Raw genomic sequence first — 13,875 nt, forward strand, 5'->3', positions numbered from 1 at the left:
GACCCTAGTTACCTCACGATAAATTAAGCAAGACGTGGTTAATGCAACAAAAGAAGACGATATGAGACGAATTTTAGTACTTGGCGCCTCTGGTTATATTGGATCTCACCTTGTGCCCTTGCTGTTAGAGCGTGGCTATGCGGTGACCGCCACCGCACGTCAAATTGACCTGATCACGACTCGATTCGGCTCCCATGAGCAATTACGCTGCCTTCATCTGGATCTTGAGAATGAGGCAGCGGTAAGTGAGGCCATGGCAGAGCAGGATGTGGTGTTTTTCTTAGTTCATGGCATGGCCCATGGTCACGATTTTATTGATTATGAGCTAAACTTGGCACAAAACGTCACCACGGCACTAAACCGCCATCCAGTCAAACACCTAATTTATCTTAGTGCGCTGCAGCCAGCCAATGGTCGCTCTGAGCACTTGCAAGCTCGCTTTCTTACCGGCGAAATATTACGCCAAAGCGCGGTACCCGTTACCGAACTGCGCGCCGGGGTTATCATCGGCCCGGGTTCAGCAGCCTACGAAATCATGCGTGATTTTGTATACAACTTACCTATCCTTATCACCCCTAAATGGGTTGATAATTATGCCAACCCTATCGCACTGGCAAACCTAAACCACTATTTACTCATGCTTGCCGAGCACAAGGCGAGTTCACATGAGATTTTGGAAGCGGGCGGACCCGACACACTAACTTATCGCGCGCAATTTAAAGAGCTTTGTGCGCAAACAAGTCGTCCCTTTCGATTGTGGGCAACACCTCTACTAACACCAATGATGGCGGCGCGTTGGCTTGGCGTCATTACCTCGGTGCCTGCCGCCATTGGCAAAGCCCTACTCGGCGGCCTTGGTCATCATTTTGTGGCAAGTTCCGACGCCATCAGAAAGCGCTACCCACAAGCGCTGGTCAGCTACCGTGATGCGGTACGCGAAGCATTAGAACTCGAAGGGGAATTTATCCGCAGTAACGTGTGGGGGTTCGATGAAACGGCAATTGCTCGTTGGCAACCGGGCTTTGGTTATTATCCCAAGCAAACTGGTGCGAGCTACCGTACACGCGCTTCGGCACTCGCACTTTGGCAGCAAGTGACGCAAGTTGGCAGCCATGAACGCGGGTATTTCTTTGCGACCGGACTGTGGCGATTGCGCGAATGGTTAGATGTGCTGTTTGGAGGAGGAAAACCGATTCGCCGCGTGCCAGAACATCAGCCATTGCAAGTGGGCGATCATATCGACTCGTGGAAAGTCATTCGCTGCGAACCAAAGCAGTTTCTATCACTTTTGTTTGGAATGAAAGGCCCCGGTTTAGGACGACTTGAATTTCAGATCCGTGATTTCGGTGAAGAGCGTGAATTAACCATTAGCGCTTGGTGGCACCCAAAAGGTTTACCCGGTTTGCTTTACTGGTTTGCTATGTTTCCGGCCCACCTGTTCATTTTCAAAGGAATGGTAAAAGCGCTGTGTCGCAGCGCTTTGTTGAATCATACTCAGAGCAATCAGCAAGGTGGTAACTAAAACGATAGATATACCCAAGTGACCTCAAGATGCAGGATTCAGAGCCAGCTCACTGAGCTGAGAGCAAGGCAAGCAACGCAGCGAAATAGCGAGTCTATTTTCAAGTTGTTTAACGCCGCTATCAGTTCAGTGATTGGCTCCCAAAGGGCGAGCTGTCTTGGCTCATCAGCTTTGTTGACGATTTTCGATTGAGAACCACTCAATCTTCAAATCCTCGCCTCACTGACAAACCAAGTCATTCTCGCTGAACCTCGTATCTTGAGGTTACTTGGGTATACCCTTTCCACTTGAAATTGTTTGGGTAAATATGCGATTACCCCTGAATACTCATCGGAATTTCAGCAAGCTGCATCCCTTGGTTTTCAGGGTAAATCAAATATTCACCATGATATTTCACATTCGATTTGTAATCGGTCACTTTATGCACCAAAAACCCTGCTTCGGTGGCGCTTTCCACAAATTGATTATGGTTGCCGCGCACAAACCAATTCATCGGCTTGACCATCACACTACCATCAAAACTGCTTTCACATTGATTAGCACACAGCGCCAATGAGTTTTGCCCGTCAGTAAAAATTTGCACTTTACCTACATTCACCAAAGGCTCTGATGTCGAGACTTCCCACCCCGCTTGCTCCATCACATCTAAAAACTGCTCAACCGTGGCATCGTGTAACACCTTAGGCGTTTCGTTTGCTGGGAAAAACTGACCATAAAGTGCTGAAATGCGGCGAAAGGTAGATAATAATGCAGCGTCGTTCCCCTTTGAGCGCCCCGCCTTCTGCCAGCGCAATAAATCGGCACTCACCACACGATTAAAGCGTTGCTCTTTAATCGCTTTGGTTACCCAACGCACCAGAAAATGGTTATTCGCTACTGGGGCATTAACCACACGACCGGCGCGATGCTCTTCTGCCAGCTCACTGAGCGCCGAATTTACAACAGATTGAATTTCTGAACTATATTGATTAGTTAAATGATTTAGAGCCATTACGCCTTTCTTCCTAATGCCCAATAAAACAGTGCTGAAAGCACAGCACAAACCGCCATCACGATGACCATGGGCCACGCAACACCATCAGGCAAAAATGCCACTAAAGCACCCACTAATGAGCCAGTGCCAAATCTTAATGTTCCTGCAAGCGAAGACGCGGTCCCCGCCATTGTCGGATAACCACTCAACAGCAATGCCATCGCATTACTGCCAATCGTGGATAAGGTGCCGATAAATAACACCACAAACGTCACAATGCCCCAAAAGCCACTGTCAAAGAACCAACACAACAAAAGGCCGAGACCGGCGACAAGTTGCACCCATAGGCCAAACTGGAGCATGGCATGAGAACCCACTTTACGCACCAAACGGCCATTGATGCTGGTCATTACAATCATGGCGACGATGTTCAAACCAAAAAAGAAACCAAAATGGTCTGGCTGTATACCGTAGATGTCAATATAGACAAACGCACCTGCGGTCAAAAAGGCGAACATACCGGAAAAAGAGAAGGCGCCGGAGAAAATGAGGCCCATTGCAACTGGATTTCGGCACACTTGCGCGTAATTTCTTAATGTCGTTCGAAAGTGCAAAGACTGGCGATTTTCCGGCTTCAACGTCTCAGGGATTTGCCACCAAACCAACGCAATAACGCCAATCGCAAATACCGCTAAAATCCAAAAAATCGCGCGCCATCCAAACCAAAGCGCAACGTACCCGCCAATCATTGGTGCAATCAGTGGTGCGATAGTGATCACTAACGTGACAAACGACATCGCGCGAGCAAAATCTTCACGGTCGAACATATCTCGCACTACGGCTTGAATGATCACCGCAGCCGCCGCCCCTGCAAACCCTTGCGCTGCGCGAATGTAAGTCAATGAATCAATATCTTGACTTAAGGCGCTCACGACAGAAGCTAAACCAAAAAACAGCACACCTAAAATCAATACTGGACGACGGCCAAAGCTATCTGCTAGCGGCCCATGGATCAATTGGCCTAATGCAAAACCCGTGGTATACGCCGTTAGCGTTAATTGGACAGCGCCTGCATCGACCCCGAGGTCGCTCGCGATGGTCGGCATCGCAGGTAAATACATATCAATCGCAAGTGGCGTTAATGCTCCAATTGCGCCTAATACCGCAAAAAGAAAGACACTAATCGTATGCGTCGCGGTATCAGCCGCCGCTGGCGAACGAGGTGGTTTGGTCATTACTTATCTCACTACAGCACTCTGTAAGAATGGTATCTACGCAGAAAAATGGGTTCTTAAACATAAGAACCCATCGAAAATATCAAAGCTGAATTCAGCGACTCACTGCAACATGAACGCGTTCGAATGGCAGTAGTTTTATATTCGATATACCCAATATACCCAAACAATTTGAAGATGCAGGTAGGCGACCAGCGAACAAAGCCTCTGAGCACTTCGTGAACATAGATAAACTATGTTATGAGGTTTGTGAGTGCCCGTCCCTGACTTTGTAACGAAAAGCGCTGCAACTTCAAGTAGGACGGGTATATCACTTTAAGCTGCGGCTTCACATTATGTTAGCTATTTACCACACGGATGCGATTTCGTCCGCTGTCAAATAGCGGTAATCACCCGGCTCAAGCGCTTCATCAAGCACAATGGCTCCCACTCGCTCGCGGTGAAGCTGCTCAACTTTGTTTCCGAGCGCCGCGAACATTCGCTTCACTTGATGATACTTGCCCTCATGAATCGTCAATAACAATTCGTTGTTACTCGCATCGACCACTTCCATATGCGCAGGCAATGTCAACTCGCGTTCGTTGCGTAGTTGGATACCTTGTGTCAATTGCTCGGCGTAGTCATCGCCAATCGAATCTGCCAGCCAGACGCGGTACGTTTTATCACATTTGTGCTTAGGTGAGGTAATGCGGTGTGACCATTGACCATCATCAGTAATCAGCACCAAACCCGTGGTATCAACATCCAACCGCCCTGCAAAATGAAGATCTTGCATTTTGGGCTCATCAAGCAGCACAAACGCAGTATGGTTAAAACCATCTTCATGAGAGCAGACAAACCCAGCGGGTTTATTCAGCATGATATAACGTGGACCCACTTGGCTCAGCGGGCGCTCTTGCCAGGCAACTTGGTTGGCTTCTGTCAGCTTTAATGCACCACTTTTGCTCGCCACTCCATCGACTGTTACCTCGCCGCTTTTAAGCAGTTTGGTGGCTTCTTTACGAGTAATGCCGAGTGCATCGCACAAAAATTTATCTAAACGCATTGATACCTCATTCGGTTAAGGTCGAGTATTATAGCCAGCTCCGCGTTAATAGTTGAGTAAATTATCTCTCCCATGTACACCTTACGCCCTTATCAAGCCGATTCCGTCAAAGCGGTTGTCCACTATTTTCGAAAGCACCACACCCCGGCTGTGATAGTGCTGCCGACAGGGGCTGGCAAAAGTCTGGTGATAGCCGAGTTGGCAAGACTGGCCAAAGGACGCGTACTGGTACTGGCCCATGTCAAAGAGTTAGTGGAACAAAACCACGCCAAATATGAAGGCTATGGCTTAAAAGGGGCGATATTCTCGGCCGGTTTAGGTCGAAAAGAGACTGAGGCTAAAGTGGTCTTTGCGTCGGTTCAATCTGTCGTTCGTAATCTTGACGCGTTTAAAGATGAATTTTCTTTGCTGGTCATTGATGAGTGCCATCGCGTGCCCGACGATAAAGAGAGCAGCTACCAAAAAGTAATCGCTCATGTGCGGACACTTAATCCAGAACTCAAGGTGCTAGGGCTAACGGCAACCCCGTATCGCCTCGGTATGGGATGGCTCTACCAATACCATACGCGAGGCTTGGTACGCAGTGAAACGCCACGTTTTTTTCGCGACTGCATCTTTGAGCTGCCCATTCACTATTTACTCGATGAAGGCTTTCTCACACCCGCACGTCTGCTCGACGCGCCGATCCTCAGTTACGATTTTTCGGCTTTAACGCCGACTCATGGCGGGCGCTATAAAGAGTCGGAATTGGATAAAGTGATCGATACAGCCAAACGCGCCACGCCACAAATCGTGGCTCAAATCGTTGAGCAAGCAAAATCGCGCCACGGGGTAATGATTTTTGCCGCCACAGTGCGTCACGCCCAAGAAATTTTCCAACTGTTACCACAAGGTGAGGCGGCACTGGTGATTGGTGATACTCCCACAGTGGAGCGCGATGCAATCATTCAACAATTTAAGCAGCAAAACATCAAATATCTGGTCAACGTTTCGGTCCTCACGACCGGCTTCGATGCGCCTCATGTCGATTTGATTGCTATTTTGCGTCCCACCGAATCGGTCAGTTTATATCAACAGATCATTGGTCGCGGCCTGCGCTTATTTGCCGGCAAAACCGAATGTCTGGTACTTGATTATGCTGGTAACAGTTACGATTTACATCAGCCCGAGGTGGGTGATCCCAAACCCGATAGCGACAGTGAAATTATTACCATTCCCTGCCCTGCCTGCGGGTTTAACAATAATTTTTGGGGCAAACTCGACAGCAATGGTTTTTTACTCGAACATTTCGGGCGGCGCTGTCAGGGCTATTTTACCGATGAGGACACCGGAGAGCGTGAGCATTGCGGTTATCGATTTCGAGCAAAATATTGTAATGAATGCGGCGCAGATAACGACATCGCGGCGCGTATTTGTCACGAATGCGATGCCACATTGGTCGACCCGGATAAAAAACTCAAAGAGGCCCTAAATTTAAAAGACGCGCTTGTTTTTGAATGTCGCGACATGCAGCTTTCCGTGCAATTAACACCCGATGGTAAATCTCAATTAAAAGTCACCTATATTGGTGATAACGACGCGCGTGTGCACGAATTTTGGTCACTCAGCACCAAAAAACAAAAGCACGCATTTTTACAGCGATTTGTTCGCCCTCATCTTGCGGACCGCCATCGCCCTTTTACCGCCACAACAGCGCATAAGGTGGTCGATAATCAACACCGTTTTCGCTTACCCACCTTTGTTATTGCGCGTAAAAATGGGCGATTTTGGACCCTTCGCGATCGTATTTTTGCTGACGAATTAAGCCAGTAGATAATAGAACGTCAAAACACATCACCAATGCTTGCTCGTATTCCGAGACAATGATAGTATCCGCGCTCGCTTTAACGATGATTTATCACGTTGGCGTTTTACCACAAGACGATAAGGTCGCATTATCGATTGTGAAGTTATATTTTACTAATTTGAGAGTAAATACTATGAAATTCGAAGCAGTAGTACGTACTGAACTAGGTAAAGGTGCGAGCCGCCGCCTACGTCACGCTGGTCAATTCCCTGCAGTTGTATACGGCGGTGAAGCAGCACCAGTTGCTATCGTTCTTAACCACGACGACATCGTAAACCAAATGGATAAGCCTGAGTTTTACGAAGCAATCGTTCTAGTTATCGATGGCGCTGAAGTAAAAGTTAAGCCACAAGATGTTCAACGTCACGCTTACAAGCCAAAAGTTGAGCACATGGACTTCATCCGTATCTAATTCCCTACCAAGGAATTTTCGGATTAAATCCAAACCTTTTGCATAATAAGATTAACGGCCTTACCAACCGACTAATCTAAAAAATTCGAAACCCCAGAGACTTACCACCTCTGGGGTTTCACCGTTTTAGGACAATCACAGCCCAAACAACCCACTTATTTCGCCTCATTTTAGTGCAGTTCTTTTTTCCACCAGCTCTTGTTCACACTAAATTCATGACCAAACCATGAATCTCAGTTGAAGTTTTCGTGACCGACTTCTAACTTTATTGGTGCAGCTATTTTTACTTGTAACAAAAGCGCTTCATAGCGCTTTTTTCAGCTTGAAATATTCCCGATACCCAAACAACGTGGAGAAACCAATGAAACGTGCCAGCAACACCTACCGCTTGCAGCTGATCAAAGATGTTGTGACGCGTCGTGAACAAGACGCGCTTAACGACCCTATGGCGAACTACATTCATCAGCTACTCAGCGAACAACCAGAACATGGCAGCGAGATCAACCACCGGTTTAATGGCTGTCATTTCGATGAGCAAGTCGGGGGATGGGTAAGTGACCGCTGGAATATGAAATAGCCGCAGACACTCATTAAAAAGAGAGGAATGGCGTGGCCATTCCTCATTCACATCGGATTCAGTTCAAACAAAGCGGCAAGCACTCCACCTAGAACAAACTTTGTTGCCCGCTATCATCGTTATTATCAGTATCATGCTCTGTTGGTATGATATTCTGCTTGCGCATGGCAAGTCGCTTGCGTCGATACCGCTGCTGGCACAATTTGATCACGTGTCGCTGCTGCGCTGGGGTCATGTCAAGCCAACTAAAGCGTTCTTCACGGCGTCGCATGCAGCCCATGCAATAACCTTTGTCATCCATCTTACAGATCCCAACGCAAGGACTGGGGACTGGAAAAAACTCTAACTGCTGCACTGTACTCCCACCCTTAATAAATTTTTGTCGGCTTTGCAATGGCACTCGCAAAGTTAACACACACGCTTACTCTTTGGGATTTAAAGAAAAATCTGACATTTCCTCTGACCAAACGCTGACATGATTGATAACTTTAACATTATAATCGAGCGCAACATTACCTGGAGAAGACTACATGAAGCGTAGCGTAAAATCCCTTTTGGCTGTAATAGCCGTTCCTGCCATACTAGCAGGATGCACTCAAACCCCGACCCAGTCCAGCGAAGTTACTGAGGCCGACCTGCTACACCATAATTGGAACCTGAGCCAAATCGACGGCGCCGTGCTAGTACCAGAAACCAGCGATATTGCACCACGTATTGAGATTGGTGAAAACCTAACGGTCAATGGCGATGCGGGCTGTAACAACTTTTTTGGCCAAGCGGAGCTGAAAAACGGTCAATTTCGTGTCGAAAACATGGGCATGACTATGAAGATGTGTCCCCCAATGGCAATGGGTGTCGAAGATGCAATCACGACCACACTGACCGAATGGAGCGAAATCACCATTGAGGGCCAAACACTGACCCTAAAAGGCGCACAACACACGCTAGTGTATCAATTGGCCGATTGGGTTAATTAACTTGCGTTCTCCAATCCCAAGCGCTTTCACCGCTTGGGATTCACCACATCATTCTCGTTACACTTCAGTTTCAGTTCAACAACTGAAGCCATCAAAATTACACACCTTCACGCATTGTAAGCATACAACTGTCGCTAGTATCTTACAAAGAGTTGGGTATAGTAGAGTCAATCAACGACTTCTCGCAAAAAACTCAAGGATGAACGATGACACTGCGACACGGCCTTCTCACCTGCTTACTGGCTCTCACAAGTTTTCTCTCTTTTGCATCAGACTGGCAAGCGATTGAGCAGCGTGCAAATGGGCAGACGGTTTATTTTCATGCGTGGGGTGGCAGCCAAGAAATCAACCGCTATTTGCAATGGGCCGCGAATGAATTGAAATCGCAATACAATGTCACACTAAAACACGTCAAAGTGACTGACATTGCCGAAACGTCGACTCGATTGCTGGCAGAAAAGGCCGCCGGAAAGAATCACCAAGGCAGCGTTGATATGGTCTGGATCAATGGCGAAAATTTCAAATCAATGAAACAAAATCAACTGCTGTTTGGCCCCTTTGTGGACACGCTACCTAACTGGCAATACGTTGATAAATCGATGCCAGTTGATGTCGATTTTACTGAGCCGACCAACGGTCTTGAAGCGCCTTGGGGCGTTGGCCAGTTGGTGTTTATCCACGACAGCGCCACACTCAATAATCCACCTCGCTCTTTTGCTGAGATGCTCAGTTATGCCAAAGCGTTCCCACATCGCATCAGTTACCCAAAACCACCAGAGTTTCATGGCACCAGCTTTTTAAAAGCATTACTGATTGAGCTAACCAACAATGATGCATCACTAACAAAACCAGTTGACCCTAGTAGTTTTGACAGTATCACTCAGCCACTTTGGCAATATTTGGACGAATTTCATCAGGTGGCATGGCGCGGTGGCCAACAGTTTCCAGCCAATTCATCCGAAGCTCTGCAATTATTGGACGATGGTCAACTCAGTCTTGCGATTACGTTTAATCCCAACTCAGTCTACTCCGCCCAAGCAACGGGAAAATTGGCCGAATCGACAAAAGTGTACGCCATGGATCAAGGTGCACTCTCCAATATTCATTTCTTGGCCATACCATGGAATGCAAGCGCTAAAGAGGGCGCGCAAGTGGCCATCAACTTTTTACTCAGTCCAAAAGCACAATCGCGTAAAGGCGATATTCAGATTTGGGGCGACCCATCGATTTTACAAAACCAATATCTCACGGGCAGTGCAAAACACACCGAGCAATTTAAATCGTTGCCAGAGCCACACCCAAGTTGGCAATTGGCCCTCGAGAAAGCATGGCTAAAACGCTACAGTAATTAACGCACGATTATGATGCTACGAGTGTTTTACACCTGTGTGGTGGTACTCTGTTTCATGCCCATTATCCCCGGGATTCTGGGCGTTATTAGCACCGCGCTAGCCTATTTACCCGCGCTTAATATGACGCAAATTTCCAGCATTGGTTTGCGCGAAATGTTAGCGTGGAATGGTATTTCTCACGCCATTGGACTTACCCTTTTCACCACATTGGCTAGCAGTGCGATAGCATGCTTGGTGAGCTTTGCGGTTTTGCAAGGGTGCTGGCATCACCGTTATTGGCAAAAAATCGAACGCACTTTGGCTCCGCTTCTGGCATTGCCGCATGTTGCGTTTGCGATCGGTTTTGCCTTTCTGTTCTCTTCTACAGGGCTGATAGCCCGATTATCGCATTCATTTTCTATTGCTGACATAAGCCAGACCAGCGACACACTGCCTCTGCTGATCAAAGATCCTTTCGGTATTGGCTTGCTGATGATGCTGGTGATGAAAGAAGTGCCATTTTTGCTGTTAATGAGCATTCCTATTTTGCAGCAATTAAACCTTCCCCAAACGGAAAAAGTCTGCGCGTCACTGGGTTATACCCCTACGCAAACCTGGTGGAAGTGTGTATTACCACAATGGCTGAGACAAATGCGTTTTCCGCTGTTTGCCGTCATTGCCTACAGTGTTTCTGTGGTAGATGTGGCTTTGATCCTTGGCCCGACGCACCCGCCCACTTTTGCGGTTTTAGTTTGGCAATGGTTTAACGACCCAGATTTAAGCCAACTTCCTCGAGCGGCCACTGGTGCTTTCGTACTCCTACTGCTTGCCCTTGGGTGTATGGGTGTCGCGCGTCTTATCGAAGCATTATGTTTACAGCAGCAACGTGATTGGCAGAGCAGTGGCCGATACGCCATTTTGCTTCCTGGAAAGACGCTCTTTGCCCTTATTTTAATTATCAGTGCCGCCGTCATTCCGATCCTTCTCATTTGGAGTGTCGCACTGCGTTGGCGATTCCCCACTCTATTGCCCAGCCAAACGACGCTGAGGTTTTGGCTCGAAACATGGCCTCAAATCAGTGACACTCTCATCACTAGTGTCACTATTGCACTCATAAGCGCCACCGCCGCGCTTTGTTTGGCACTTGTCACCCACGAATACCATACAAGATACCGTGTGATGGTGCCCAACTGGATGATTGCGTTACCAATGCTGATTCCCCAGCTGTCAATATTGTTTGGTTTGCAGATAATGACCTTGTCTCTCAATAGCCATGCTTATTTCTTTTGGGTCTGCTGGGCGCATCTCTTTTTTGCGTATCCTTACGTCTATCTTGCCCTTGATGGACCTTGGCGCAGCTTTAACCAAAATTATATGCATGTCGCACTAAGCCTTGGTAAATCATATGGATATGCGTGGTGGAGAATAAAATTACCCCAGCTCCGCTCGGCGGTATTATTTGCATGGGCGGTCGGTATCAGCGTCAGCCTTGCGCAATATCTACCAACCTTAATACTCGGTGCGGGCCGGATTACCACATTGACCACAGAAGCCGTTGCATTATCGAGTGGGTTTGACCGCAGAATCACGGCGATATACGCCTTATGCCAAGCGTTATTACCTCTCATTTTCTTTGCGCTGACCATTATCATCAGTCAGCAGGTTTACCGCAGACGCACGACTCTAGCAACCTATGCTAAAAAGGAAGCATCGTAATGAGTTTAGAACTCAAGCAAATCGCGCTTTTCACGCGTGATGGCGCGCCATTAATTGCACCATTTGATCTCTCCGTGTTACCCGGCGACGTTGCGTGCTTAATGGGACCGAGTGGTTGTGGTAAGTCCACTCTGCTCGATGCCATTGCTGGGCACTTAAATTCTGACTTTACGTTCCAAGGCGAGATCATACTTAACGGGGTGACACTCAACCACTGCGCTCCGCATCAGCGTCATGTTGGGATCTTATTTCAAGATGATCTGCTGTTTCCACACCTCAGTATTTGGGAAAATTTGGCCTTCGCATTACCCAACGCAATCAAAGGCAAGGCGCGGCGCCAACAGGCGCTAGAGGCATTAAAGGAAGTGGCGCTAGAGGAATTGGCCCACTCATACCCAGACCAAATCTCCGGCGGTCAGCGCGCGCGCGTTGCTTTAGTTCGCATGTTGCTGGCAAAGCCTCAAGTGGTGCTACTTGATGAGCCGTTTAGCAAGCTCGACAAAGCGCTGCGTAGCCAATTTCGTCATTGGGTGTTCACACAATTGGCAGAAAAACAGATCCCAACACTGTTAGTTACCCACGATGAGGCGGATGTGCCGTGCGGCAGTGCGGTATTCCACTGGCCTTGGCAAACTTTAACTCAAGGAGCGCACCATGCTTGATCGCGTCACCATCCAGTGGATTAAAAAGCCCCTCGAGCACGGTGCAAATCATCTCGATAAATGGGGCGTCAGTGCCAATCAAATCAGCGTGATGGGGTTTGTTATCGGCTGTTTCGCCCTACCTGCGCTTGCCTTTTCTCACTATGACTGGGCGCTGCTGTTCATTATTATCAATCGCATTGCTGACGGTCTGGATGGCGCAGTGGCTCGTATACAAGGGATAAGCGACGCCGGAGGCTTTCTCGACATCAGCCTCGATTTTTTGTTTTATTCACTGGTTCCGTTTGGTTTTGTGCTTGCGGCACCTGTGCACAACGCTGTCGCTGGTGCGTTCTTAATCTTTGCCTTTGTTGGCACAGGATCCAGCTTTTTAGCCTTCGCCATTATGGCGAGCAAGCGGGGTATCGATAATCCCGTTTACCGCCACAAATCGCTCTACTATATGAGTGGCCTCACCGAAGGCACTGAAACCATCGCCTGTTTTGTTGTATGCTGTCTTTTCCCTGCGCATTTCGCTGTTATCGCCTACGGATTTGGCGCAGCATGTTGGTTTACGACAATAACGCGTATCTATTCTGGGTTTGAGACCTTAAATCAATCGCAGTGAGCCTCATTTTTAAACACGAGCGCTTTGAGGCTAGCTTGCTCATCAGCATCGGCAAATTCTGGTGGGTTGGCTAAGCGTTCAACAAATTGCAATTGCGGCGCTTCTGCTGCCATGGAGTCAAGGAGAAAGTCACAGCTTACCGCTGGTGAGTTGACACAGGCTAGCACTTCACCATGCTTCGAGAGTAGGCTCGGCAATCGACGAATAATTTTTTGATAATCTTTGGTCAGCGCAAAACTGCCTTTTTGGAACGACGGCGGATCGATAATAATCAGATCATAAGGTCCCGATTTGCTGATTTTTCCCCAAGATTTGAAAATATCATGACCGAGAAATTTCACCGCATTGAGATTGTCACCATTGAGCATATGGTTCTCGCGTCCCTTAGCCAATGAGCCTCGCGCCATATCAACATTAACCACTTGATCGGCACCGCCTGCCATCGCGGCAACAGAAAACCCACAGGTATACGCAAACAAATTAAGCACATTTTTATGTTGCGCACGTTCACGCACCCATTGACGCCCCAAACGCATATCAAGAAACAGCCCAATATTTTGATTGCGCCCAATATCAAGTTGATAACGCAGCCCCGCCTCTTCCACTACAGGCCGTGACTCCAACTCACCCCACAAAATCTGAGATGGCGCCCCTTCCGCATAACGGTGCTGAATTAAAATGCAGCGCCCTTTTTTGTTTTGCCATAATTCGCTTTGAGTTAACTCGGTTAAACCTTGGCTGAGTTCGCTTGAAAATTCAGCGTCGGGCTCTTTAAATAGATTCACCACTAATTGGCCCGCCAACCAATCACAAGTTAACTGCTCAAGGCCTGGGTAGAGCTGCCCGCGACCATGAAACAGGCGGCGCATTTCATTAGGTGCGGACGCCAAAGCGCGCTCGAGATGAGAAAAAAACAGAGGAAGTTGCGAAGCTTGCATAAGAGTACTCAAAACAAAAAAAGTGTGTTCAGCC

Annotated in this window: 14 protein-coding genes; 9 read left to right on the top strand and 5 right to left on the bottom strand. The window is 48.0% G+C overall.

Annotated elements, in window-relative coordinates:
• Positions 1-61 precede the first annotated feature (61 nt).
• Positions 62-1,522, top strand: coding sequence for a DUF2867 domain-containing protein (locus tag HGP28_RS00630; RefSeq protein ID WP_168834495.1), 1,461 nt, complete (start codon positions 62-64; stop codon positions 1,520-1,522).
• 313 nt (positions 1,523-1,835) lie between these two features.
• On the opposite strand, the gene HGP28_RS00635 is transcribed toward HGP28_RS00630, so the two are convergent.
• The 3 genes from HGP28_RS00635 to rsuA form a co-directional block, all read right to left on the bottom strand.
• Complete coding sequence (locus HGP28_RS00635) at positions 1,836-2,513, bottom strand: DUF2913 family protein (protein ID WP_168834496.1); 678 nt, start codon at positions 2,511-2,513, stop codon at positions 1,836-1,838.
• Complete coding sequence (locus HGP28_RS00640; protein WP_168834497.1) at positions 2,513-3,730, bottom strand: Bcr/CflA family multidrug efflux MFS transporter; 1,218 nt, start codon at positions 3,728-3,730, stop codon at positions 2,513-2,515. The genes HGP28_RS00635 and HGP28_RS00640 overlap by 1 nt, the downstream gene beginning before the upstream one ends.
• A gap of 346 nt (positions 3,731-4,076) precedes the next feature.
• A complete protein-coding gene (gene rsuA / locus HGP28_RS00645; protein WP_168834498.1) occupies positions 4,077-4,775 on the bottom strand; it encodes a 16S rRNA pseudouridine(516) synthase RsuA in 699 nt (232 codons plus the stop codon).
• 72 nt (positions 4,776-4,847) lie between these two features.
• Here rsuA and radD point away from each other — a divergent pair, with 72 nt between their 5' ends.
• From radD to HGP28_RS00660, 3 genes are all read left to right on the top strand, one after another.
• Positions 4,848-6,587: a DNA repair helicase RadD gene (gene radD, locus HGP28_RS00650; RefSeq protein ID WP_168834499.1), complete on the top strand. Its 1,740-nt coding sequence runs from the start codon at positions 4,848-4,850 to the stop codon at positions 6,585-6,587.
• 167 nt (positions 6,588-6,754) lie between these two features.
• A complete protein-coding gene (rplY, locus tag HGP28_RS00655; protein ID WP_168834500.1) occupies positions 6,755-7,033 on the top strand; it encodes a 50S ribosomal protein L25 in 279 nt (92 codons plus the stop codon).
• A gap of 361 nt (positions 7,034-7,394) precedes the next feature.
• Positions 7,395-7,610 (top strand): hypothetical protein, encoded by a 216-nt coding sequence (locus HGP28_RS00660; RefSeq protein WP_168834501.1) that lies wholly within the window; start codon positions 7,395-7,397, stop codon positions 7,608-7,610.
• Positions 7,611-7,698: 88 nt separating this feature from the next.
• Here the strand turns inward: HGP28_RS00660 and HGP28_RS00665 are convergent, their stop codons facing one another.
• Positions 7,699-7,965 (bottom strand): DUF1289 domain-containing protein, encoded by a 267-nt coding sequence (locus HGP28_RS00665; protein ID WP_168834502.1) that lies wholly within the window; start codon positions 7,963-7,965, stop codon positions 7,699-7,701.
• A gap of 175 nt (positions 7,966-8,140) precedes the next feature.
• Here HGP28_RS00665 and HGP28_RS00670 point away from each other — a divergent pair, with 175 nt between their 5' ends.
• The 5 genes from HGP28_RS00670 (at position 8,141) to HGP28_RS00690 (ending at position 12,903) form a co-directional block, all read left to right on the top strand.
• Positions 8,141-8,587: an META domain-containing protein gene (locus HGP28_RS00670; protein ID WP_168834503.1), complete on the top strand. Its 447-nt coding sequence runs from the start codon at positions 8,141-8,143 to the stop codon at positions 8,585-8,587.
• A gap of 206 nt (positions 8,588-8,793) precedes the next feature.
• Positions 8,794-9,939 (top strand): ABC transporter substrate-binding protein, encoded by a 1,146-nt coding sequence (locus HGP28_RS00675; protein WP_168834504.1) that lies wholly within the window; start codon positions 8,794-8,796, stop codon positions 9,937-9,939.
• A gap of 9 nt (positions 9,940-9,948) precedes the next feature.
• Entirely contained in the window at positions 9,949-11,634 is a 1,686-nt protein-coding gene (locus tag HGP28_RS00680; protein WP_343033761.1) for an ABC transporter permease, read from the top strand.
• On the top strand, positions 11,634-12,296 hold the full coding sequence (locus HGP28_RS00685; RefSeq protein WP_168834505.1) for an ATP-binding cassette domain-containing protein: 663 nt from the start codon (positions 11,634-11,636) through the stop codon (positions 12,294-12,296). Before HGP28_RS00680 ends, HGP28_RS00685 begins: the two co-directional genes overlap by 1 nt.
• Complete coding sequence (locus HGP28_RS00690) at positions 12,289-12,903, top strand: CDP-alcohol phosphatidyltransferase family protein (RefSeq protein ID WP_168834506.1); 615 nt, start codon at positions 12,289-12,291, stop codon at positions 12,901-12,903. Before HGP28_RS00685 ends, HGP28_RS00690 begins: the two co-directional genes overlap by 8 nt.
• Here the strand turns inward: HGP28_RS00690 and HGP28_RS00695 are convergent.
• Positions 12,891-13,841, bottom strand: coding sequence for a class I SAM-dependent methyltransferase (locus HGP28_RS00695; protein WP_168834507.1), 951 nt, complete (start codon positions 13,839-13,841; stop codon positions 12,891-12,893). The two genes, HGP28_RS00690 and HGP28_RS00695, sit on opposite strands and share 13 nt — an antisense overlap.
• Positions 13,842-13,875 lie beyond the last annotated feature (34 nt).

Source organism: Vibrio agarilyticus (assembly GCF_012641465.1).
Lineage (GTDB): Bacteria > Pseudomonadota > Gammaproteobacteria > Enterobacterales > Vibrionaceae > Vibrio > Vibrio agarilyticus.

What these genes read in the sequence shown, in the direction of transcription:
- HGP28_RS00630 (WP_168834495.1), top strand. Translation starts at nt 62, where the DNA reads ATGAGACGAATTTTAGTACTTGGCGCCTCTGGTTATATTGGATCTCAC.
- HGP28_RS00635 (WP_168834496.1), bottom strand. Translation starts at nt 2,513, where the DNA reads ATGGCTCTAAATCATTTAACTAATCAATATAGTTCAGAAATTCAATCT.
- HGP28_RS00640 (WP_168834497.1), bottom strand. Translation starts at nt 3,730, where the DNA reads ATGACCAAACCACCTCGTTCGCCAGCGGCGGCTGATACCGCGACGCAT.
- rsuA (WP_168834498.1), bottom strand. Translation starts at nt 4,775, where the DNA reads ATGCGTTTAGATAAATTTTTGTGCGATGCACTCGGCATTACTCGTAAA.
- radD (WP_168834499.1), top strand. Translation starts at nt 4,848, where the DNA reads ATGTACACCTTACGCCCTTATCAAGCCGATTCCGTCAAAGCGGTTGTC.
- rplY (WP_168834500.1), top strand. Translation starts at nt 6,755, where the DNA reads ATGAAATTCGAAGCAGTAGTACGTACTGAACTAGGTAAAGGTGCGAGC.
- HGP28_RS00660 (WP_168834501.1), top strand. Translation starts at nt 7,395, where the DNA reads ATGAAACGTGCCAGCAACACCTACCGCTTGCAGCTGATCAAAGATGTT.
- HGP28_RS00670 (WP_168834503.1), top strand. Translation starts at nt 8,141, where the DNA reads ATGAAGCGTAGCGTAAAATCCCTTTTGGCTGTAATAGCCGTTCCTGCC.
- HGP28_RS00675 (WP_168834504.1), top strand. Translation starts at nt 8,794, where the DNA reads ATGACACTGCGACACGGCCTTCTCACCTGCTTACTGGCTCTCACAAGT.
- HGP28_RS00680 (WP_343033761.1), top strand. Translation starts at nt 9,949, where the DNA reads ATGATGCTACGAGTGTTTTACACCTGTGTGGTGGTACTCTGTTTCATG.
- HGP28_RS00685 (WP_168834505.1), top strand. Translation starts at nt 11,634, where the DNA reads ATGAGTTTAGAACTCAAGCAAATCGCGCTTTTCACGCGTGATGGCGCG.
- HGP28_RS00690 (WP_168834506.1), top strand. Translation starts at nt 12,289, where the DNA reads ATGCTTGATCGCGTCACCATCCAGTGGATTAAAAAGCCCCTCGAGCAC.
- HGP28_RS00695 (WP_168834507.1), bottom strand. Translation starts at nt 13,841, where the DNA reads ATGCAAGCTTCGCAACTTCCTCTGTTTTTTTCTCATCTCGAGCGCGCT.